The sequence below is a fragment of the Nocardia sp. NPDC051570 genome (assembly GCF_044454005.1).
In the GTDB taxonomy this organism is placed as follows: domain Bacteria; phylum Actinomycetota; class Actinomycetes; order Mycobacteriales; family Mycobacteriaceae; genus Nocardia.
Genome location: NZ_JBITDI010000017.1, coordinates 59,436 through 81,298, shown reverse-complemented (window position 1 = coordinate 81,298; position 21,863 = coordinate 59,436). Strand labels below are relative to the sequence as shown.

General features: G+C 66.4%; 24 protein-coding genes. 13 read left to right on the top strand and 11 right to left on the bottom strand.

The features are described 5' to 3' along the window. Positions 1-52: 52 nt before the first annotated feature. From ACIA76_RS33565 to ACIA76_RS33555, 3 genes are read right to left on the bottom strand one after another with little or no spacing between them, the layout of a single operon-like run. Positions 53-988 (bottom strand): NAD(P)H-dependent flavin oxidoreductase, encoded by a 936-nt coding sequence (locus tag ACIA76_RS33565; RefSeq protein WP_397157700.1) that lies wholly within the window; start codon positions 986-988, stop codon positions 53-55. Then, positions 985-1,797 carry an alpha/beta fold hydrolase gene (locus tag ACIA76_RS33560; RefSeq protein ID WP_397157699.1) on the bottom strand — a complete coding sequence of 271 codons (813 nt, stop codon included), beginning with the start codon at positions 1,795-1,797 and terminating at the stop codon, positions 985-987. Before ACIA76_RS33560 ends, ACIA76_RS33565 begins: the two co-directional genes overlap by 4 nt. Positions 1,798-1,829: 32 nt before the next feature. Then, positions 1,830-3,368, bottom strand: coding sequence for a class I adenylate-forming enzyme family protein (locus ACIA76_RS33555; RefSeq protein ID WP_397157697.1), 1,539 nt, complete (start codon positions 3,366-3,368; stop codon positions 1,830-1,832). A 109-nt stretch (positions 3,369-3,477) separates the two neighbouring features. Here ACIA76_RS33555 and ACIA76_RS33550 point away from each other — a divergent pair, with 109 nt between their 5' ends. Then, complete coding sequence (locus ACIA76_RS33550; protein WP_397157695.1) at positions 3,478-4,611, top strand: PucR family transcriptional regulator; 1,134 nt, start codon at positions 3,478-3,480, stop codon at positions 4,609-4,611. Positions 4,612-4,653: 42 nt separating this feature from the next. Further along, positions 4,654-5,037, top strand: coding sequence for a DUF6188 family protein (locus ACIA76_RS33545; protein ID WP_397157693.1), 384 nt, complete (start codon positions 4,654-4,656; stop codon positions 5,035-5,037). 212 nt (positions 5,038-5,249) lie between these two features. On the opposite strand, the gene ACIA76_RS33540 is transcribed toward ACIA76_RS33545, so the two are convergent. Beyond that, complete coding sequence (locus ACIA76_RS33540; RefSeq protein ID WP_397157691.1) at positions 5,250-5,732, bottom strand: hypothetical protein; 483 nt, start codon at positions 5,730-5,732, stop codon at positions 5,250-5,252. Between the two features lie 121 nt (positions 5,733-5,853). On the opposite strand from ACIA76_RS33540, the gene ACIA76_RS33535 reads away from it, so the two are divergent. Together ACIA76_RS33535 and ACIA76_RS33530 are read left to right on the top strand one after the other, a co-directional pair. Beyond that, entirely contained in the window at positions 5,854-6,744 is an 891-nt protein-coding gene (locus ACIA76_RS33535; protein ID WP_397157689.1) for an alpha/beta fold hydrolase, read from the top strand. A gap of 30 nt (positions 6,745-6,774) precedes the next feature. Further along, entirely contained in the window at positions 6,775-7,398 is a 624-nt protein-coding gene (locus ACIA76_RS33530; RefSeq protein ID WP_397157687.1) for a LysE family translocator, read from the top strand. Here the strand turns inward: ACIA76_RS33530 and ACIA76_RS33525 are convergent, their stop codons facing one another. After that, the gene (locus tag ACIA76_RS33525) at positions 7,399-8,277 is read right to left on the bottom strand and encodes a transglutaminase-like domain-containing protein (protein WP_397157685.1); all 879 of its coding nucleotides are present in this window, start codon (positions 8,275-8,277) and stop codon (positions 7,399-7,401) included. Between the two features lie 125 nt (positions 8,278-8,402). Here ACIA76_RS33525 and ACIA76_RS33520 point away from each other — a divergent pair, with 125 nt between their 5' ends. Next, positions 8,403-8,834: a GNAT family N-acetyltransferase gene (locus tag ACIA76_RS33520; protein WP_397157683.1), complete on the top strand. Its 432-nt coding sequence runs from the start codon at positions 8,403-8,405 to the stop codon at positions 8,832-8,834. Positions 8,835-8,871: 37 nt separating this feature from the next. On the opposite strand, the gene ACIA76_RS33515 is transcribed toward ACIA76_RS33520, so the two are convergent. Both ACIA76_RS33515 and ACIA76_RS33510 read right to left on the bottom strand, forming a co-directional pair. Continuing rightward, complete coding sequence (locus tag ACIA76_RS33515) at positions 8,872-9,054, bottom strand: DUF397 domain-containing protein (RefSeq protein ID WP_397157681.1); 183 nt, start codon at positions 9,052-9,054, stop codon at positions 8,872-8,874. Then, positions 9,044-9,925 carry a helix-turn-helix domain-containing protein gene (locus ACIA76_RS33510; RefSeq protein ID WP_397157679.1) on the bottom strand — a complete coding sequence of 294 codons (882 nt, stop codon included), beginning with the start codon at positions 9,923-9,925 and terminating at the stop codon, positions 9,044-9,046. The genes ACIA76_RS33515 and ACIA76_RS33510 overlap by 11 nt, the downstream gene beginning before the upstream one ends. A gap of 305 nt (positions 9,926-10,230) precedes the next feature. On the opposite strand from ACIA76_RS33510, the gene ACIA76_RS33505 reads away from it, so the two are divergent. From ACIA76_RS33505 to ACIA76_RS33480, 6 genes are all read left to right on the top strand, one after another. Further along, positions 10,231-10,710, top strand: a complete 480-nt coding sequence (locus ACIA76_RS33505; RefSeq protein WP_397157677.1) for an antibiotic biosynthesis monooxygenase family protein — start codon at positions 10,231-10,233, stop codon at positions 10,708-10,710. Between the two features lie 378 nt (positions 10,711-11,088). Continuing rightward, complete coding sequence (locus tag ACIA76_RS33500) at positions 11,089-12,597, top strand: DUF222 domain-containing protein (protein ID WP_397157675.1); 1,509 nt, start codon at positions 11,089-11,091, stop codon at positions 12,595-12,597. A gap of 170 nt (positions 12,598-12,767) precedes the next feature. Then, the gene (locus tag ACIA76_RS33495; protein ID WP_397157673.1) at positions 12,768-13,223 is read left to right on the top strand and encodes a DUF6069 family protein; all 456 of its coding nucleotides are present in this window, start codon (positions 12,768-12,770) and stop codon (positions 13,221-13,223) included. Positions 13,224-13,728: 505 nt separating this feature from the next. Next, positions 13,729-13,872: a hypothetical protein gene (locus ACIA76_RS33490; protein ID WP_397157671.1), complete on the top strand. Its 144-nt coding sequence runs from the start codon at positions 13,729-13,731 to the stop codon at positions 13,870-13,872. A gap of 173 nt (positions 13,873-14,045) precedes the next feature. Next, positions 14,046-16,136: a RecQ family ATP-dependent DNA helicase gene (locus tag ACIA76_RS33485; RefSeq protein ID WP_397157669.1), complete on the top strand. Its 2,091-nt coding sequence runs from the start codon at positions 14,046-14,048 to the stop codon at positions 16,134-16,136. Between the two features lie 60 nt (positions 16,137-16,196). Continuing rightward, entirely contained in the window at positions 16,197-16,571 is a 375-nt protein-coding gene (locus ACIA76_RS33480; RefSeq protein ID WP_397157667.1) for a VOC family protein, read from the top strand. Positions 16,572-16,580: 9 nt separating this feature from the next. On the opposite strand, the gene ACIA76_RS33475 is transcribed toward ACIA76_RS33480, so the two are convergent. Both ACIA76_RS33475 and ACIA76_RS33470 read right to left on the bottom strand, forming a co-directional pair. Further along, positions 16,581-17,327 carry a hypothetical protein gene (locus ACIA76_RS33475; protein WP_397157665.1) on the bottom strand — a complete coding sequence of 249 codons (747 nt, stop codon included), beginning with the start codon at positions 17,325-17,327 and terminating at the stop codon, positions 16,581-16,583. 247 nt (positions 17,328-17,574) lie between these two features. Then, positions 17,575-18,468, bottom strand: a complete 894-nt coding sequence (locus ACIA76_RS33470) for an NADP-dependent oxidoreductase (protein WP_397157663.1) — start codon at positions 18,466-18,468, stop codon at positions 17,575-17,577. A gap of 70 nt (positions 18,469-18,538) precedes the next feature. Here ACIA76_RS33470 and ACIA76_RS33465 point away from each other — a divergent pair, with 70 nt between their 5' ends. Together ACIA76_RS33465 and ACIA76_RS33460 are read left to right on the top strand one after the other, a co-directional pair. Further along, entirely contained in the window at positions 18,539-19,126 is a 588-nt protein-coding gene (locus ACIA76_RS33465) for a TetR/AcrR family transcriptional regulator (protein ID WP_397157661.1), read from the top strand. A gap of 142 nt (positions 19,127-19,268) precedes the next feature. Further along, entirely contained in the window at positions 19,269-20,147 is an 879-nt protein-coding gene (locus ACIA76_RS33460; RefSeq protein WP_397157659.1) for an LLM class F420-dependent oxidoreductase, read from the top strand. Here the strand turns inward: ACIA76_RS33460 and ACIA76_RS33455 are convergent. Both ACIA76_RS33455 and ACIA76_RS33450 read right to left on the bottom strand, forming a co-directional pair. Continuing rightward, the gene (locus ACIA76_RS33455; RefSeq protein ID WP_397157657.1) at positions 20,072-20,365 is read right to left on the bottom strand and encodes a hypothetical protein; all 294 of its coding nucleotides are present in this window, start codon (positions 20,363-20,365) and stop codon (positions 20,072-20,074) included. The two genes, ACIA76_RS33460 and ACIA76_RS33455, sit on opposite strands and share 76 nt — an antisense overlap. A gap of 31 nt (positions 20,366-20,396) precedes the next feature. Next, entirely contained in the window at positions 20,397-21,743 is a 1,347-nt protein-coding gene (locus tag ACIA76_RS33450; RefSeq protein ID WP_397157655.1) for an erythromycin esterase family protein, read from the bottom strand. Positions 21,744-21,863 lie beyond the last annotated feature (120 nt).

Genomic DNA, 21,863 nt, shown 5'->3' with positions numbered 1-21,863 from the left:
GGCCGGGCGACGCCCGTTCAACCGGCCGGTGAACATCGGGAGCCGCCCGCTATCAGGGCCCGTCGGCGCGCTGGAACAGTCCCCGATATTCGTACGCGGTCCGTTCCACCAGCTCCGCGACCGACAGAATGTCCTGGACGCCACCGGCGGAATGCCCGGCGCTGAAGAAGTTTCGCCACGGGCTCGACGAGCCCGCCTGGGCCAGGAGCCCGCTCACGTCGGCGCCATCGGGACCGGATGTGTTCGGATCGAGGCCGCGGTCGAGCGAGGGCCGCAGCATATTCGTGGGCAGGCCGGTGAGGGCCGAGGTCAGGGTGATGTCGTCGAGTTCGGAGTCGACGACCATCTGCTTATGTTCCCGCGGCGCGAGGCTTTCGGTGGTCGCGAGGAACTTGGTTCCCATATATCCCAGGTCCGCGCCGAGGGTGAACGCGGCGCGCAGGGCCACCCCGTCGCTGATACCACCCGCGAGCACGAGTGGGCCGTCGTAGAACTCGCGGACCGAGCGAACGAAGGCGAACGGATTGGCCCAGCCGGTCTGCCCGCCCGCACCGGCCGTGAGCAGGATGAGTCCGTCCGCCCCGGCGGCGACGGCGCGGCGGGCGTGCCGCAGGGTCGCGATATCGGCGAAGACCAGCGCGCCCACCTCGTGCAGCGCGTCGACGACCGGCGCGGGCGAACCGACCGAGGTGATCACCAGTTCGGTCGGCTGGTCGCACAGCACGGCCAGATCCTCGCGCATCCGGCTATTGCTGTGGTGCACGATCAGATTCGCGGCGACCGCACCGCGGCCGGGCTCGCGGCGGTCCCGAATGTCGGTGAGCCACCGGGCCAATTCGCCGACGTCGCGGGCGTTCGCGGTCGGGAACGCGCCGACGATGCCCGCACGCGCCGCGGCGACCACCAGATCCGGCCCGGACACCAGGAACATGGGTGCGGCGATCAGCGGCAGGGTGAGCCGCCCCCGAAGTTCGTTGAACGCGGTCATGCGCTGACCTCATCCACGCTCGCGACGGTGATACCGTCGAGGATGGTGCGGGCGATGAGCGCCGGATCGTCCCACATCGGCATATGCCCGCAGCCGGGCAGCACCACCTGCCGGGTATGGGCGGGCAGCTGATCGAGGAAGCGGCTGTCGCGGACCCGGACCATATGGTCGCGTGCGCCGAACGCCAGCGTGATCGGCACCGAGATCTGCTGTCCGCCTTCGAATCTGGAGTGATAAGCCACCGTGAGCGCGCGCCGCAGCGTCGGCGCGGACCGGTGGATGTCCTCGACGATGCCGACGGCGTCGTCGGTACTGAGCCCGCGCGGATTCGCCACCGGAATGCCCAGGGCGACCGCGCGCACCACCGGATACCGCAGCAGTGCGCGTGCCGGGGTGTGCACGAGCGGCGCGCCGACCAGACCGGTGCGAAACTGCAGCCGGGTCAGCCGCGGCATGCCGTGTGCCCACAGCCCGGCCGGGCCGATCGCCACCACCGAACTCGCCATGCCGCGTTTGGCGGCCTCGAGCGCCATCCAGCCGCCCATGGAGTTGCCCGCGATATCGACCGGAGTGCCGATGCCGAGGCGGTCGAGCTCCTCGGCGAGCACCCGCATCGCCAGGTCCATGCTGAACGGCCGGTCGGTGATGGCCGGTGTCCGCCCGAAACCGGGGAAATCCAGCGCGATGACGCGGCGGTGCGCGGCGAGCAGGTCGATGACCGGCAGCCAACACCGGGCCGAGGAGCCGCCGCCGTGCAGCAGCACCAGCGGGCGGCCCGTGCCGCGGTCGATGCGATTCCATACTGTCATATGCCAGCTCCTTCGATGGCGGACAACGGATTTCATGCGCCGAAGACTCTGCTCTCATGTCCGGCCCAGTGCGGTTCGCGCAGCTGTTTGCGCAGCAGTTTACCCACGACGCTCTTGGGCAGCGCATCGGTGGTGATCTCGACGCGGCCGGGTTTCTTGTAGGACCCGAGCCGATCCCGGCACAGTTCGACGATCTCCTCGGCGGTCACCGCCGCCGGATCCGCGACACTCACGACCGCCATCGGCGTCTCGCCCCACCGCTGGTCCGGGATGCCGAATACCGCGACCTCCAGCACGGCCGGATGGTCCGCGATGACCGTCTCCAGCTCGGCGGGCCAGATATTGAAACCGCCCGAGACGATCATGTCCTCGACGCGATCGAGTACATAGAGGAAGCCGTTGTGATCGAGTCGCCCGATGTCCTTGGTCTGCACCCAGCCATCGACCAGGCGGGTGCGGGTCAGCTCCTCGTCGCCCCAGTACCCGCGCATCTGCCCCTCGACCTTGGCGACGATCTCACCGGTCTCCCCGATCGGCAGCACCCGCCCGTCCTCGTCTCGAATCTCCACCTGCGCGTACGGCAGCACCCGGCCCGCGGACCGCAGCGGCGTCGACCCCTCGATCGTGCCGAACCAATCCTCGGGCCCCATCGCTGTGATCGGTACGGCCTCGGTCTGACCGAAGCCCTGGAACAGGGTGTCGCCGAACACCTTTCGGCCGAGCAGCGCGGTGGCATCGGTGATCGGCGCCCCGCCGACCATGATGGTCCGCAGCGCCGGCCAGTCCCGCCCGGACGCCTGCGGATGCCGGGCCAGCGCGGCCAGCAGACTGGGCGAGGCGAAGATGTGGCTCACCTGATGCTCGGCCATCATCGCCAGCACCTTGCCTGGTTCGAACGCCCCGAAGACGAGATTGGCGGCGCCGGCCAGCCAGCCAGGCAGGAACAGATATCCGGAGGCGTGCGAGATGGGACCCGCGTGGCCGACGACGCTGCCGCGGTGCATGCGCTCGGTGCTGTAGGACCAGTTGCGGCAGTTCAGCACCCAGTCGTGATGGGTGTAGGCCACGCCCTTGGGTTTACCGGTGGTGCCGCCGGAATGCCGGATGATGTACCAGGAGTCGGGGTCGATCGGGAGCAGTGGATCGGTATCGTCTTGTTCGGCCAGCCAGTCCTCGTAGTCCACATCGCGAACGACGATATGTCCGAGGCAGTCCAGGTCGCGGTCGAGATCGCGTACCGAGTCGGCGTACGCCTCGTCGACGAGCAGCACCCGGGCGTCGGTGCGGGACACCATGTGCGCGTGCGATTCTCGCGCATTGCGCGGATACAGCGGCACCCGCACCGCGCCCGCGATAGCGCAGCCGAGCACCATATCGACACAGCCGAGGTTGTTGTCCTCCAGACCGGCCACCCGGTCACCGGGCCGAACACCCAAGGCGCGCAACGCATTCGCCAGTCGCACACCACGCGCCCACGCCTGGGCGAAGGTGAGACGACATTCCTCGGTGATCACCGCCGGATGCTCGGCATTGAGCATCGCGGCCTGTCGCATGAGCCCGGTCACATCCATGAGGTCAGCATCGCCCGGCTATCGATCCGGGACAATGGAGCCCATTCCGAAACGGGCGGCCCTCGACTTGTAGGAAATCCCAAACTCGATGTCCTACACTCGAGGCGTTATGACCGCGAAAGCGCCCACCGCCCGACGTCGGCTGCTCACCGAACTGGCCGAGCGGCGGTCGGTGGTGCTCGACCGGATCGTCACCCGCGCCCGCTCGGAGATCCCCGCCTACGTTCGACTCGATCCGGCCGAGGTCAGGCCGCTCACCGGGCAGATGGTCGAGGCGTTACTCGATGCCTTCGTCGCGGAGCGAGGCCCCTCGGACGAGGAACTCCGTGGTTTCCGGGAGTTCGGCGTCGTGCGTGGCCGCCAGGGCGTCTCCCTGACCGAACTGCTCGCCGCGTGGCGCATCGGACTACGCGAAATCCTCGACGAGATCACCGAGATTGGAAGATCTCACAAGTACCCCGATCGCGTGCAACTCGAACTCACCCGCCAGCTCCTCGACATCGTCGATACGGCAACCTCCGAGTTCTCGAACGGCCACCGCGAGGTCGAGCTCGAGAACGCCCGGCATGACCATCAGGCCCGCGCGGATTTCACCCGGGCGGTCCTCAGCGGCACCGCAGGCCGCGCCGAACTCGCCGTGCGCGCCCAGCACTACGGCATCGAGACCGATCATCACTATCTCCCGTTCCGGATCCGCCCCACCCTCGCCTACCCGCTCGACGAACTGGCGCGGCTCCTGGTCCGGCCGGACCGGACCGGATTCACCACCACGGTCGACGGCGATCTCGCGGGCTTCACCGATCTACTACCCGAAAAGCCTCCCGTCGCCGTGGGATTCGCCGCCGCGGCGCCGATCGATCAACTCTCCGCGGGCTTCGTCCGGGCCACCCGGGCGCTGAACACCATGGTCGCGTTCGGGCATACCGGCGCACAGGATCTGGACGCCCTGGGCCTGCTGCCGGCCGTGCTCGCGGACGCCGAGATCGGCGACAACCTGGTCCGCCGCTACCTGGACCCGCTGCGCCGAACCGACTCCCCCGACCTGTATCTGGATACCCTGCGCCGCTATCTCGACAACGGACAGCACATCGAATCCACCGCCCGGGACCTGATCGTGCATCCCAACACCGTCCGATACCGCATCGACCGATTCCGCGCGCTCACCGGGGCGGATCTCCGCAAACCCGCTGTCGCCCTGGAATTGTGGTGGGCGCTGCGGCGCCGGCAGATCAGCTCCTGCTGAGCCTCCGACCACTGCGCCCCCGCTGTCCATACAATCGCGACCATGGGCATGTTCTCGGCGTTCGAGGACCTCGAGGTGGAGCAGGTCTGGATCCGGTGGTCGCTGCGACTCATCTTCGACCCCGGCCCGCCCGGATCGCCGGGGACCTTCATCGACCTCACCAATCTCATGTTCACCGACGAAGAGGGCTGCAAATCGGAGGTGAGTATCGAGCAGGACCCGCGCACGGCGGCACCGATGCTCGGACTGCTCCATCACCGGGTATCCGCGGCGCGGGTCGACCACTGGGAACTCGAACTCGCCTTCGATACGGGCGCCCGGCTGCTCTGCCCACCCGACCCCCGATTCGAAGCATGGACCGCCCACCTACCCGACCACGGCATGATCTACTGCCCGCCCGGCGGCGGCATCGGCAGCCCCGACTGATTCTTCCGGCGCACGCGCCATACCGATCACCGCGGCCGTGAGCAACGCCAGCACACCGGCGCACACCATGACCACGCTCGTCAACGTCGTATCCACCGAAAATCAGGACCGAGACCATATTTCCCGTCGAGCTGCGCGGCACCAGGGCGCAGATGCTCATGTGGGCCCACACGACACTGCGGCAGCAGGTGCTGTGCGTGCAGGGCCCAACCTCACCTCTTGCGTAGCAGGCCGACCAGGCCCGCGCCCAGCAACATGAATCCGGAGATCAGCGCGAAACCGTTGGTGACCCAGGAGTGCAGCGCCACCTGCATCGCACTGGATATGAACGGCAGATCGCCGATCAATCGGAACGTATCGTCGGGGAACAGCAGATGCAGGATCCCCGGGAACACGCCCCACACCAGGCTGGCCGCGATCGTGCCCGCCGGAGAGAACGTCGCCAGCGCGGCGACGATCAGCAATAGCAGTGAGCCGCCGATGATCTCGAGGGAGGCGGTCGCGCGGTCGGTGACGGCGCCGACGATCACCCAGTAACGAATATCGGCGCCGCCCTTGGCCGCGAGGGCGATCCCGATCGGCGTCACCACCAGGCCGAACAGCACCCCCGCCGCGGTGCCGGCGGTGACGCCGCGGCTCTGGAACTCGGAACCGGGTGGCGACCACCCCGCAGGTGATTCGAACTTCTTCGGCATCGCCCGTCCTCCTCGTGTCTGCCGCATTCATTGTCATGCCGCGGTCGCAGAATTGTCCGACCAGAGTCGGAAATCGTTCGCGTGGCGCGCCTGTCGCGTTACCGCGTGGTTAGCATCGGGTATGGCGAGTACCGGATCGGCCGAGCAACCACCGCATATCGAAGGGGTGCGCAGGTCCCATATCACCGCCCGGGGCGTGCGTTTCCACGTGACCGAAGCGGGCCCCGCCGACGGGCGGCCCGTGGTCGTGCTGCACGGCTGGCCGCAGCATCACTACGCGTATCGGCATCTGCTCGCCGATCCGCCCGCGGGCCTGCGCATCATCGCACCGGATCTGCCCGGCTACGGCTGGTCCGGCCCGGCCCAGCATCGCTGGGAGAAGGACGAGGTCGCCAGTGACCTACTGGCCCTGTTGGATTCGCTGGACGTGCGGCGCGCGCTGCTGGTCGGACACGACTGGGGTGGATACATCGGCTTCCTGATGGCGTTGCGCGAACCGGAACGCTTCGACGGCTTCATGCCGCTGAACATCGCCCACCCGTGGATCACACCGCGCATTCTCGCGCCGCACGTGTGGCGCTTCCTGCTGTATCAGCCGCTGGTCGCGAGCCTGGGTGTGCCGCTGCAGCGGCACACGCCCTTTCTCAACGAACTGTTCCGTCGCGGCGTGGTCGACCGCACCGAGTTCTCACCCGAGGTGATCCGCGCCTACACCGACAGTTTCCGCGATCCGATCACCGCCCGCACCGCGACCGACAGCTACCGCACCTTCCTGCTGCACGAGGTCCCCGCCCTCGGCCGCGCTCACCGCCCCCGCGCCACGATCCCGGTCCGCGCCCTGTTCGGCAAGGCCGATGGCGCGATCCACTACTCCCTGGCCGCCGCCGAATCCGCCCGCGCCGACGACTACACCGTCGAATACGTCTCGGGCTGCGGCCATTTCATCCCCGAGGAGCGCCCGGCGCTGGTCCGGCAGCGGCTGCTGGATCTGGCCGCGGAAACGGCTGTCTGATTCGGGCGATCGCTGGCTATGATCATCGGGGTGACCTGGAGCTCGTACTGTGCATATCTGGTTTTCGTCGTACTCGTGGTGATCGCTCCCGGTCCCGATACCGTTGTCACGCTCAAGAACGCTCTCGCGGGTGGTCAACGGGGTGGAATGATGACGGCGTTCGGAATCGCCGTCGCCAATCTCATCCAGGGCACCGCCGTCGCGCTCGGACTCGGGGCGCTCATCGTCGGGTCGCAGCCGCTGTTCCTCACCCTGCGCTGGGTCGGCGCGGCTTACCTTGCCTACCTGGGCATTCAGGCGCTGCGCTCGGCCCGGCGCGGGGAGTACGTGGCCCTGGACGCCGAGGGCGCGCGCACGGGCTCGCTGCGGCGGTGGCGAGAGGGCTTCCTCTCGAACATCACCAATCCCAAGGTGCTGGCACTGTATCTGTCGGTCCTGCCGCAGTTCCTGCATCCCGGCGTCACCACGACCTGGGACGCCCTCCTGCTGGCCTACACGGTGTCCGTGCTCGGCGGCCTGTGGCTGCTGTGTCTCATCCTGCTCATCCACCGCATCCGCCCGGCCTTCCATCGCCGCAAGGTCCGCCGCTCACTCGACGTGGTGACGGGAACGGCGCTGATCGGTTTCGGTGCGGCGCTGGGCCTCGAGGGTTGATTACACAGGGCGCAGGCGAATTCGGGTGGGCACCGGTTCGGCGGGCGAGAAGGTCGTCACCACCTCGGGAACGTTCAACGCCGCGTCGGTGAACGCATTCTCGATCCGATCCGTCGCGATATCCACCGATCCCAGAAGTTCGGCCAGCGCATCGAGTTTCGCGGCCTGCTCATCCGAGATGATCGGCGTCTCTTCGAGCAGACCCCAGACGTCCCACAGGATCATCTCGTACTTGTTCAGCGCCGCGAGATCCTGAACCAGATTGTGCCGCAGCTGTGGCCAGCTCCGCAGCATGGGCAGTGGGTCATCCGGCGAGACCACGAACCGCCCCGCGTCCCTGGCCTCCGAACGGCACTCCAGCCATGCTCGCGGCCCGGTCAGGAAGGCGTCGCGCGGCACGTCGAGCACATCGAACTCGTCATGCTCGACGAGCTGCGGATCGACCAGCCGCCAACGACTTTCGCCGTCATCCCAGACCTCCGCGACCTCATGATCCAATGCCCAACCCGGCAGCAAATACGTCGCGAATCCGACTCGCGCGCGAACCGGAATGCCGCGCTGCCGGGCCATGGCGATGAACAGCACGGTGAAATCGCGGCAGCAGCCCACCACGCGATCGGTCCGCGCGCGGGCCTGCCCCGGCGGCGCCGGATTCAACTCGCGCAGACGCGTGAGCAGGGAATCGGCGTAGCGCAGATCGATCTCATGAACACGCTCGGCACCGAAACCGTGCCGCGCGAGATTCCCATTGGCCCGATAGTGGAACACCAATCCGGCCGCGGCCGCATGAATGTCGGCGATCTCAGCAGACACATCACCCAACCACCACGCCATATCGCGAGGATCGGTGAACCGGCTCTGAGTCGCGTAGGACATCATTTCGCCAGTTCTATCAAACTCTCATCGAATCCGATGCCGCGTCAGCAAACTCTCCGCGTGTCATCGATGGTGTCGCCCGAATCCCTTGCCGCCCACCCAGACCGGACGGTCACGATGATGGAAGCATGATCGTCGAAACCCTGCGGACCACCGACCGCGCGACCTGGGAACGGCTGTTCGCCGGATACAACGCCTTCTACGGCCGAGATCTCCCACCCGAACTCGCGGACCGAACCTGGAAGGAAATCCAGACCGCCGACCGCATCCACGCCCTGGGCGCGCGCATCGACGGCCGCCTGGTCGGCATCGCACACTTCCTCACGCACCCGAGCACGACCAGCGCAGACGTCTGTTACCTCCAGGACCTCTTCACCGATCCCGACGCCCGAGGCAAAGGCGTTGCGCGAGCGCTGATTACGGAAACCGAGCACTGGGCACGCGAACGAGGGTGCGCGCGGCTCTACTGGCAGACACACGAAACCAATGAGACGGCTCGGCGACTCTATGACCAGGTCGCGGAGAACCGGGGGTTCGTGCAGTACGTCATGCAGCTCTGACGGAGCAACGGCCCTGCTCAGAGGGCAGGGCCGTTGCTCAGATACTCGCGATGAAAGCGTCCCAGTCGGCGGCGTCGAAGATCAGGGCCGGGCCGGTGGGGTTCTTGGAATCCCGGATGCCGACCATGTCGCCGGGCAGGAAGGCCGCCTCCAGGCAATCCTCTTTGCCCCCACTGCGACTGCTCTTGAACCAATGTGCCCCAGATAGATCAACGCTCACACTCGTACTTCCTCGCGGTCCGCCGCAGTAAGGCTCGACTAGCTTCAGGGTTCAGCGCTGCATGTACCAACGTTTCATGCGTGGCCCGATAAGCTCGAACTTCATCCTTATCGTCGTAATACATTGCTCCCCGGTAGTTCTCCACATAGACCAAGGACCGCTCGACTGGCTCATCGTCGGACCTCGACCCAAAGTCCATGATGGCAAACGGACCTGTCAGCTCTCCCACCGGTAAACCCGCAGAATAGGGCAGGATGCGAACAGCGACGTTCGACTTGGTGCTCATGTCCGCCAAATGGCGACACTGTGCCTGCATCGTCCGCCGGTCACCGATCACCCGATGGAGTGCTGATTCATCGAGCACGACATTGAGCTGGACCGGCCGCAACTTGCGAACGACCAAGCGCCTACGACGCATTCGCCTCTCGACACGCTGTTCTATCTCGCTTGGAGACTCGTTCGGATGTCCGATCCGATACATGGCGCGAGCGTAGTCGGCGGTCTGAAGCAATCCGGGCACAATCTCATTGAAATCGGTCAACACCTCCGCCACAGCCTCCAACCCCAGATAGAGCTCGAACCTGTGGTACCAGCCCTTCGGATCCCCGCCCTGAGCAAGCCCCATTAATGCCTCTGTCATGAGATCGTCCGCACCGCAGGCTTGACAGAACGCCTCGACATCCTCCAGATCAATACGATTCGTGCCTGCGGTCTCCAACCGCTGGACTGTGGTCCTTCCGACCCCGATGAGCTGAGCCACCTGATCCAGGGTCAACCCGGCCCCTTGCCGCAGATCGCGGAGCAGCCGACCCAGTTGACGTCGCGGTACGGCGGAGTCGCAAGCGACGTGGGTAGCACTTGTATCGGGCATAGCGTCCTCCTGCTGCGGATGAGAAATCCTCGAATTGTGGATGAGGCGCCGAGGTTCGCTGGATCGTCGCCCCGGCAGCTCCGGACTTCATCCTGGGCAAACACACGAATTCCACCGAAATACCCCCGTATCTACTTGTCCCTAGACCGAGTTCGAGCTGTGCTTACTCCGCGCCCGGGAGGGATTTGCAGGAAGAGGAGGCCCCGTCTCGATGGCAATGCCACCGAGACAGAACCCGGGCACACCCAAGACTTTACGACCGATCAGGAGTATCCACGAGCGATTCGAGAAACGATTCCACCCCAATGGCATTCCACAGCAACATCATTCGCCCGCCGAAACCACGTATCTCTGCCCCGACGTTCGGGTCAACTGCGTCGCCAGCCGGCGAAATCACGTGGCGCTACGATCTCGCCGTGTCATCTTCGTCCTCGCCCCAACACCTCGAACCGCCTTACTACGCAGTCATCATCACCACCCAACTCCACGGTGAGGAAACCGCCGATTATCGAGACATGGCCGCCCGCATGGCTGAACTGGGCACCAGACAGCCCGGTTACCTAGGGCGCCAAGGCATGTCGGACGGACAGGGCCGAGACCTGTCGATCATCTACTACCGCGACCACGAATCCATCCACGCCTGGAAGGCCGATCTCGAGCATCTCGAAGCCCAACGACTCGGCAAAGAACGCTGGTACCAGAGCTACACGGTCGAGGTGGCACGGGTGGAGAGGGAGTACTCCTTCACACGCGGCGAAGTACACGACGCCTCGACGCGCCGATAAGCGGATGTTCGGTACCGATGGTAACGGGCTTCATACGGCTGTCGACGTAAGCCGACGGTGAACACCGCCGCATCCGTGGTCGGAAAGCAATACGGCGACCCCCGCATACGCCGGGTCTACAACAGCGATTTCTCGTCGGCGACAACATGATCCATTCGCCATGACGCGCCCCTCGAACCGGGCATGCATCGCGAGCACAGCCGACCTCAGCGGACTGTTTTGAACAGCGTCATGACATCGACCGTGCGCCGATACTCACTGCCCAATCCGAATCGCTGGTCTGCCAGTTCTTTTCGAACGTCCGTCCAGTGTGAAGACGTCGATATCAGATCCGGCGGGACCTAGCCGCCGAGCCCGGACCAGGGATAGTATTCGAACATGTATTCGAATCGGAATGAGGTGGGGGAGCAGGCAGCGGAATCGTTGCTGGCCACCGCCACCACCCTGCTCGAATCCCCACTCACGCCGCTGTCCGACGATGCGGTGGTGGAACTGACACGCCAGGTCGAACGCGGTATGCGGATGCTCGCCGCGGTCCAGCATCGCCTCGCGGTCGAGATCAGTGAACGCTCGATTCCCTCCCGTGCTGGGGTGAAAACGTTGAAGCGGTTCCTCATGCAGACTCTGCGCCTGTCGAGCGGAGATGCGGGCAGCCGGGTGAACCTGGTGGACTGGGTCGGGACCCGCCACGATACGGCGGGCGAGTGTGTGGATCCACCACTGCTGTATACGGCGAAAGCGCTGGCGGCAGGGGAGATCTCGATCGACCATGTGCGTGGTGTCGTGGCGGTGATGAACCGCGTCCCCCGCACCACGGCCGCCGAGGATCGGGAAGCAGCCGAACAGGTCTTGGCCGAGTTCGCCCGCTCGGGCTCCCCCGACGACATCGCCAAGATCGGCGACCGCATCCTGACACACCTGGACCCCGACGGCCGCCTCACCGACGACCACGACCGAGCCCGCATGCGCGGGATCATCCTCGGGCGCCAACGCCCCGACGGCATGTCCCCGATCCGCGGCGAGATCACCCCGACCCTGCGCGCGCTACTGGACCCGATACTGGCCAAATACGCGCGTCCGGGCGTCTGCAACCCCGACGACCCCGCGAGTCCTGCCGTGGACCCCGATCATGTCGATCCGGATCGTCTGGCCGCCGCCGCGGCTCGTGATCATCGCAGTGCCGCGCAACGCACCCACGACGCGCTGCTGGCGCTGGTGCAGTCCGGGGTGATCAGCACCGAACTCGGCACCCACCGCGGCATGTCGGTCACGACCGTCCTGACAATGAACCTCGCGGACGTGGAACAGCTGTCCGGGGTCGCGACCACCGCCACCGGCGGCACCCTACCCATCCGCGAAGCCTTGAGGCTGGCGGAGAAATCCCAGCCGTTCCTGGCCGTGTTCGACCACGCCGGACTACCACTACACCTCGGACGCACCAGACGGCTCGCCACCCGCACACAACGATTGGCGTTGATCGCTGCCTTACACGGCTGCTCACGACCCGGCTGCGACGCACCCGCCAGCCTGTGCGCGGTCCACCATGTCCTGGACTACCGCAAAGGCGGCCGCACCGACCTGTCGAACCTGACCCTGGCCTGCGACCCCTGCCACGCCCTGGTCCACGACGGCCCCGGCGGCTGGAAAACCGTTCCCCGCACCCGCAGTTCGCGCTACCCGGGCCGCACCGCCTGGATCGCACCCACCCACATCGACCCCACCGGCACCCCACAGGTCAACCACCGCCACCACGCCAGCGAACTCCTCGCCCAAGCCCTCACCCACCTCCACCAGCGCAACGAACGCAACGAACGCAGCCGCGAACAACACCACCAACGGCCACCCACCCCCGACTCCCACCCACCCCCGACAAGCACCGCCGCCTGAAAACCCCAACAGAACAACCGAACACCACCCAGCGGGCGGCTCGACGCCTGCCCCAGCTTGCGGGCTCCGCTGACTCAGCCGTGCTTCCCGCACCGGGTCTTGACCTGAACAATTGTTGATGTTTGACGATAGATGTCCAGCAACTCACAGACCATTCAGGAGTCATCATCATGCGCAGTGTCCAGGCCGTATCAGTCCAGGCCGTATCGACTGCCACCGCCCGAATCCCCGCTGTCAGCCGCCCGGTCGCCGTGCTCGGCGGCACCGCCATGGCCGTGATCGTCAATCTGGCCATCTGCCTCATCGGCAACCTGGCCGGCGGCTCCTACGAAATCACCGATGCCAGTGGCAATGTGTCCGCCGTGGCACCGGGCGGCGTCCTCATCTTGTCGGCGGTACCGCTGCTCGTGGGCACCACTGCCGCTGTATTGCTGTCCTACCGGTGGATCGCCATACTTCGGATCGCCGAAATCACCGGTTCAGTGCTGGCATTGGCCACTATCGGGTTCACCGTCACCGCCGATTTCGACACCGCGTCGACGATCGCCCTGTCGCTGATGCATATCACCCTCGTTCCCGTACTGGTGGTGGCGCTCGAGGGCGTACGCCGATCGATCGAGGAGTGACGGACACCGCAATCGGAAGGGCGGCATTACATCCCGAGCCGCCCTTCGCTGCGGGCCGCACCGCCGAGAACAACCTGCCACTACTGTCCAGCAAGGCAACCGACCCCAACGCTGACACTCGGAAGTACGGCAACCCGTGCGCCTTGCCGACCACGCGTACGGCTGACATTCCGATGGTGTATCGATTAGCTGACTCGCGGCTACTTCCCCTTTGTTCCTCTGTAGCACAGGGGATCCGGGCTCGACCCGGGACTCTACCGGATACGTACCGCGGGCGTCACAACAGCGAAACCTGAAGGAGCACAATGTAGTTACGTATAGCGCACTGACAATGGGGGCGTCTCAGGATTGCAGGCGGACCTCCTCGGCGGAGGTCACGCCATTCACGCATTCGGGTAATAGGTTCGAATAGCCTTGTCGCACATGGCAATCCAAATTGCCGACGTTGACACGAACAATTATCAGGCCAGCAAGAACTCCGACGCACGGCAATGGCTACTACCGAATGATGCTCCTGCGTGATGAGCTCGACTCCCTGGGCGTCAAAGACTCCATCGCTTTGAGCGGTGTCGTGCAACCACTCGATTTCCACGAACTGGTCGCCATCGCTCGCGAGGCCGGAATCTGGGGAGATCCCCCGATACCCTAAAACAATGGAAACGCTGGCTCAGCGCCGCACTTTGAGGAAACTACCACTATATGAACTGACCTTGGCCTGACGGACGAGACATCGGGCAACACACGCATCCCGCACCCTTTCTCGGCGTGTAAGGGGTGCGGCTGCGCGGTCGGCGTAGCCAGCTGTCGGTGGGGTACGGCACGATGGGCCCCATGACTACCGACCTGCGGGAATCCGCCGAGGCGCTGCTGCGTGAATTGGCCGGGCCGCGTGCCCGGCTACGCGAGGATCAGTGGACGGCCATCGAGGCGCTGGTGGTGGGTCGGCGCCGGGCGCTGGTGGTGCAGCGCACCGGATGGGGTAAGTCGGCGGTGTACTTCATCTCCGCCAAACTGTTGCGGGCGCAGGGGCGCGGGCCGACGGTGATCGTGTCGCCGCTGCTGGCGCTGATGCGTAATCAGGTGGTGGCCGCGCAGCGGGCGGGAGTCGTTGCGGGAACGATCAATTCGGGCAACGTCACCGAATGGGACGAGATCCATGCGCGGGTGGCCGCGGGTGAGGTCGACGTGCTGCTGGTGAGTCCCGAGCGGCTGAACAATCCGGATTTCCGTGATTCGGTGCTGCCCAAGCTGGCCGCCGATGCCGGTCTGGTGGTCATCGACGAGGCGCACTGCGTCTCGGACTGGGGTCACGATTTCCGGCCCGACTATCGCCGCATCCGCACCCTGATCGCCGACCTCGGCAGCGATATCCCGGTGCTGGCCACCACCGCGACGGCCAACGATCGCGTGGTCGCGGACGTGGCCACCCAGATCGGCCTCGGCCGCGACGACGCCCTCGTCCTGCGCGGCACACTGGATCGCGAATCGCTGCACATGTCGGTGCTGCGCATGGACGACGCCGTACAGCGCACCGCCTGGCTGAGCCGATATCTGCACGAGCTGCCCGGTTCGGGAATCATCTACACCCTCACCGTCGCCGCCGCCCACGACCTCGCCGATGTCCTTGCCTCGCACGGTCATCGGGTCTCCGCCTATACCGGGCAGACCGATCCCGCCGAACGCGAGGCGCTGGAGACGGCCCTGCTCGACAACGAGGTCAAGGCGCTGGTGGCGACGTCGGCGCTGGGCATGGGTTTCGACAAACCCGATCTCGGATTCGTCGTGCACGTCGGCGCGCCCTCCTCACCGATCGCCTATTACCAGCAGGTGGGCCGCGCGGGCCGCGGCACCGACCGCGCCGAGGTGGTGCTGCTGCCCGGTCAGGAGGACCGCCGCATCTGGAGCTACTTCACCTCGGTGGCCTTTCCGCGCGAACCAGCGGTGCGCGCGGTGCTCGACGCCCTCGATCGCGAACGCCCGCTATCGACGATCGCGCTGGAACCGCTGGTGGAACTCAACCGATCCCGGTTGGAGATGGTGCTCAAGGTGCTCGATGTCGACGGTGCGGTGCGCCGCGTGCGCGGCGGCTGGCTGGCCACCGGCGACCCCTGGTACTACGACGCCGAACGCTACGAGCGCCTGGCCGCCGCCCGCGAAACCGAGCAGCAAGCGATGATCGACTATCAGTCGACCACCGAATGCCGCATGAACTTCCTGCGCCGCCAGCTCGACGATCCGGGCCTGACCGACCAGGGTTGCGGCCGCTGCGACAACTGCACCGGCACCCGCCCCGACACCGCGGTGAACCAGGACGATCTGGCCGCCATCCGCACCCGCCTGGATCGCCCCGGCATCGACCTGTCCCCGCGCAAGCAATGGCCCACCGGCATGGCCAAACTGGGAATCCCGTTGTCGGGCAAGATAACCGACGGTCCCGAAACGGGCCGCGTCCTGGGCCGCATCAGCGACCTCGGCTGGGGCAGCCGCCTGCGCACCCTGCTCGACGGCCCCGACGGCCCGCTGCCCGATTCGGTCTTCGACGCGTGCGTAGCCGTTCTGCGCGACTGGAATTGGGGCCACCGCCCCACCGCCATCATGGCCATGCCCTCGACCACACACCCCGTCCTGACCACCGACCTCGCCACCCGCCTGGCCAAAGTCGGCCGCCTCCAAGATCTCGGCACCCTGCTCCCCCGCGCCGGCCATCCTCCGGTCTCGGCCGCCAACTCCGCCCACCGAGTGGCCGCCTTGTTCGACTCCTGGGAGCCGCCCACCCTCCCTCCTCTGGACGGCCCGATCCTGTTGGTGGACACGCTCACCGAATCCGGCTGGACCCTCACCCTCGCCGCCCGCACCCTCCGCCGGTCCGGCGCCCCCGCGGTCCTCCCCTTCGCCCTGGCCACCCCGACCTGATGCGCGCCCACGCACCGAGATGCACTGCCGCACAGAATATCTCCGGCTACGCTCTCGATCATGCTCCTCCGCACTCTGGCCATCGACTGCGCCGACCCGTACGAACTCGCAACCTTCTGGAACGCCGTCACCGGCTGGCCGATCTCTGACGGGGACGAGCCGGGCGACGAGGAGGTCCTCATCGAGGCTCCCGCACCCGGCCCGGCCCTGCTGTTCATCCGCGTACCGGAGAGCAAGACGGTCAAGAACCGCATCCACTTCGACTGGATGCCCACCGAGCGGACCCGCGACGCCGAGGTCGAACGCGTTATCGCCTTGGGCGCCAAGCTGTATGAGGACCATCGCACCGCGGACGGATTGGGCTGGGTCACCCTGCTCGACCCCGAGGGCAACGAGTTCTGCGTCGAACGAAGCGCGGCCGAACGAAACCTCTAGACCCAGCGGTCAGGCGGGGAAGATCAGATCCATCCAGCTCGCCGTGCGACGAAACCCGGCCCGGTCGTAGACCTTATGGGCCGGGTTGCCGTCGGTGACCGAAAGCCCCAGTGCCGCAAGGCCGGACGCGGCCGCGCGGGCCATGACGATCCGAAGCAGCAGCGCTCCGAGTCCCGCGTAACCAGGGCCTGGTTGGCGGAAGATGTCGGAGATCCAGGGACCTTCCAAGGGCGGCTCGCCCCCGATGTCCTGGACAAGCACCGCGGCGACCGCTCGGCGCCCATCCCATGCCACGGTGCTACACGACAGCAGCGGTCCCATGAACGAGCCGTCATACAGCGCGTCGAGAATCTCCAGTGCCCCTTCGTCGTAGTCGGGATGAGTCGAGGGATAACCCGCCAGCAGTGCCTCGTGCAGCGCGGCGGGCGGCACGTCCGATGCGGGGACGGACCGCAGCCCCGGCGGCAGCTCGGGCTCGGTCGACGGCACCGCGGTCAGATCCCGTGTGTACGTGTGGAACAACCGTCGCCGGTGAGCCCCCACATTCACCAACACGGCACCCAAATCGGCGTTGGTGGTCGCACCCCATCCCGCCAGTGCCCGCAGAATCAGGCCTGCCGAATTCGGATCCCGAAAGTCACCCCAGCGTAGATCTTCTGCCCACGGCCGATCACCGCGCTGGCCGCGCTCATAGTGCGCCAACGCGATTCCTCGCAGATCGACAATCGTCACGGTATCGTTCTCGGGCTCGGCCACACCCGACATTCTCGGTCAGCCGATGCTCGCCCAACCGAACGCAAGGGCGGTGATTCGTGCCGTGTCACATTGCCCGTGGGGCACAACAACAATTGTGAAGGCCTCATGATCATAGACACGAGGCCCGCCGATCCACCGCTGAGCAAGTCCATTCACGACCTAAGGATCCAGCGGCCGACGGGTTTGCCGGCGCCGACCGGTTCACCCGACCGCATTCCGGCCGCGGAACATCCTGCGCGAGAACGGCTCAGACGACCACGACCCGGCGCCCGCGCGTATGACCGGCCTGGCTATCGATCTGCGCCACCGCGGCCTCGGCGAGCGGGTAGGACTTCTCGACCGGAATGTGCAGCTTTCCCCGCGAGATGAGGTCGGCGGCCTGGGCGAGGGCATCCGGCATGCTCCCGGCCACGCCGGAGAACCGGACACCGAGCTCCGGCGCGCCGAGATCGGCGATGGAGACCACTTTTCGCGAATCCCCGGTCAGCTCGACGAGCTCGCGGATCACGCCCGAGCCGGCCAGATCGAGTGCCGCGTCGACGTGGCCCAGCCGCCGCACCCGCTCGACCCAGCCCTCGCCATATGTCGTGGCGACGGCACCGAGGCCGCGCAGATAGTCCTGGTTCGCGGCCCCGGCCGTACCGATCACCGTGATGCCGCGGGCGCGGGCGATCTGCAGCACCGCCGATCCGACTCCCCCGGACGCACCGCTGACCAACAGTGTCTGCCCGGACCGCACACCGACCTGGCCGATGATGCGCAGCGCGGTCTCCACCACGGACGGATACCCGGCCGCCTCTTCGAACGTCAGCCCCTCGGGCATCCGGGCCCACGCCGACAGCACGGCGAACTCCGCATAGGTGCTCGACCCCTCGCCGAATACGTGGTCGCCGACCTCGACCCCTCGAGCGCCCTCGCCGACCTCGTCCACCACCCCGGCGGCATCCTGCCCGACTCCGGCGGGCAACTCGATCGGATGGACCTGCTGGAACTGGCCTTCGCGGATCCGCCAGTCGACCGGGTTCACGCCCGCCGCCCGCACGGCAATGCGTACCTGACCAGGGCCCGCGTGCGGCTCCTCGACGTCTACCAGTCGCAGAACATCCGGACCGCCGAACTCGGCGAAGCTCACTCTCTTCATGCCGACGAACATAACACTAACGGTTAGTGTTTAGATACTGCTACAGATTTGCATCTGATAGTGTCAAGACATGACCGTGCCTCCCGGACGCCGTGAGCGTAAGAAGGCCGCCACCCGCCAGAAGATCGCCGACACCGCCCTGCGGATGTTCTTGGAACGCGGATACGACGCGGTGGGCATCCGTGACGTGGCCGCCGAGGCCGACGTGGCCGTCACCACGGTCTTCTCCCACTTCGCCTCGAAAGAGGCCCTGGTGTTCGAGCAGGACGAAGACTTCGAGCAGCGTCTCACGCGGGCGGTCACCGGCAGGGCGCCACACGAACCGCTCATCCCCGCGCTGCGCCACGAGATCCACGCCATGGTGCGACATTGCACGGCCGACGGCGCCGCCCCGATCTGGCACATGATCGACCGATCACCCGCGCTGCGGGAGTACGAGGAGTCGATGCGGCTTCGCCATGCGGAGTCGCTGGCCGCGGCCATCGCCGGCGATCCCGGCCTGTCCCAGACCACAACGGCCTGCCGGACGATCGCGAGGTTCGTGATCGACGCCTTCGCGCTGACCCGCGAGGCGGACGATCCGGACGCCGCGATGGACGAGATCTTTCCGATGATCGAGGCGGCCTGGGAGGCCGCTTGCCCCGCTCCACGGCCATGAACCCGGCCTTCGCGCGATGGCCGAGATAACCACGGCGCGTAGATCTTCGGAGGTCCCGCGCAGCCCGCTTCGGACGGACTTCACGCGGGGCGCGATTGCGCGCTCGGTGCGCGCCGGATGTTCGGATGGTAGGAACGAGATCATGGCTGCTGCTAGTTTCCGCTTCGGTATCAACATGATGTCACCGGGCTCCCGCTCCGAATGGGCCGAAAAGGCCCGCCACGCAGAAGAACTCGGCTTCGACGTCTTCGCGGTGCCCGATCATCTCGGGATGCCCGCGCCGTTCCCCACCCTGTCGGTGGCGGCAGAGGCCACCGAACGAATTCGGTTGGGCACCTTCGTGTTGAACACCCCGTTCTACAACCCGGTGCTGCTTGCCCGTGACGTTGCCGCACTGGACCAGTTCAGCGGCGGCAGAGTGGAACTGGGGCTGGGTGCGGGATACGTGAAGGAAGAATTCGATGCCGCCGGGATACCGATGCCCAGCCCGGGCGCCCGCGTCGACCACCTCGAGCAGACCCTGCTCATCATGCGCAAGCTCTACTCCGATCCCGGATACCAACCGGCGCCCGCACGGCCGGAAGGACCGTCGGTTCTGATCGCCGGATCGGGAAACCGGTTGCTGCGCATCGCCGCTCAGCACGCCGATGTGGTGGGCCTACCGGGCACCACGACTCCGAAATCCGGTCCGCCGAACGCCTCGACCCCGGACCAGCTCGCCGAACGCGCCGAGTACGTGCGCGGCCTGCTCGGCGACCGCGGCGATCAGGTGGAACTCAACCTGCTGGTGTGGGCGGTGGGCACACCGTCGGAGCGTGCCGCCGTGAGTGAGCGAGTGCGCCGGTACCTGCCCGGATTCACCGACGATCGGATCGATACCGCGCCCGCGGTGATGGTGGGGACGCCACAGCAGATCGCCGACAGTGTGCGGGAATGCCGGGACCGTTACGGAATCACGTATTTCACTGTGCTGGAACCGGATCTGGAGAAGTTCGGGGCCGTGATCGAACTACTGAAGTAGCCCATCGGGAAGATTCGGGCTGAGCGATCCGCTGCGGTGGTCTGTCGGCAGATCAGCTCGCGGGCGAGGCGCGCCGCCGCGAGGAGGTCCTCGCGGCCCGTGCCGAGGTTGGCCTGAACCGACAATCCGTCCCAGATGGACCAGCACAGCTCGGCCGCCTCCTCGATGACCTCGTCCACCGGTGCGAACACGCTGAACCGTGATGCGTCAGCGGGCATCTCGGTAGCGCTCCACTGAACTCCACCACTGTCACGACTTACGTTTATCGGCCTCGCGGACCTCGTGGAGGTGGACGAGGACGTCGAAGGAGCGGGCGATCGCGATGTCCTCGGGATCGACAGGGTACTGCGTGCCGATCGCACGCGTGGGCCGGGCGATGTCCAGCCAGGCGCGCGCGGCTGCCGGTGCGGTGCGGACGTCGAGGTAGTAGTCCCGGTCGCGGACCTGGTCGAGGGTGTACTCGTTCGAACCGCGCGCGGCGGCGCCCACGGTGAACTTCTTCCAGTCGCCACCGAGGGCGGTGTCCTTGGACAGGAACGACCCTCGGTCGAAGGTGCAGCCGATGGCCAGGTAGTCGGCGCCCATCGTGTCGCGCAGGAACGATCCCTGCGTCTTGGGATATGTCTTGGGATCCCCGGCGATGTAGCCGACATGGTCGTCATGCGCCGACAGCAGTATCTTCTGACCGGTCTGCCGCTGCCACCAGGTGACGTTCTGGGCCATCACCTCGTCGCGGAAGCGCTCGGAGGTGGTCACCGAGGCCGGATCGTCGACGTCCATGGTGAGGAATTCGGCGGTCTGGGCAATGGATCGGGCGTTCTGCTCAAGCCGGTCGAATGCCTCACCCCCGGCGCCCTTCAATCCGCTGATCAGGTCCAGGGCCTGCCGTGCCTGGGCGGCCAGCCGCTGTCGTTCCGGAAGCGGCCTGCCCAGGTAGGCAAAGACGTCGTTGATCGGGCGCAGTCCGGTGTAGAGCTCGGTGAGCCGCGGCAGCGATTCCGGATAGTTGTGTTGCACATAGCCGGTCACTCGGCCGAAGAACTCATCGTCCAGTGTGGGTGCGCCGATGTCATCGCCCATGAAGTGGACGGTGCGGCCACGATGGTGACTGTTGTAGTCCCGCATCCATTCGATGAGGCTCACGAATTCCTCGCGGTCCCAAGGAGATTCGGCCAGTGTCGCCTCGGCGATGGCGCGAGCGTCGCCCTGGCCTGTCTGGACGTATTCGTCGATCCGCAGCCCCGCCGACCAGCTCAGCTCCAGGGCGAAGGTGGTGAAACCCTTCTCCTGCACCAGATAGCGGAAGACTCGCTGCTTCATGGTGAAGAACTCATGGGAGCCGTGCGTGGCCTCGCCGAGGCCGACCACCGTGGCGTTGCCGATCATCGCGCCCAGGGCTCGCAGATCGGCCGTGTCGCTCCCGGGCTCGGTCGAGCGCAGTGGATGAGCCGCCTGCTCCAGTACGCGAATCAGCGAATCCTGCTGCACATCCGGCACCGCCTGGGTCGCGGTGCATGCGGTGATCGCCCCCACGGCGATCACCGCCGCCGTCACCAACAGCCCCTGCCGGCTGACGCGTTTCCAGTCCCTGACCATGCTGTATACCCCTCGACTTGTGATGGTGCGATCTCACAAGAAGCGTCACCCGCGATGGTGTCGCCGCGCACTGGGGCAGCCGCCGCCTTCACCCCGGGGATACCCCCACCCCGACCCTGC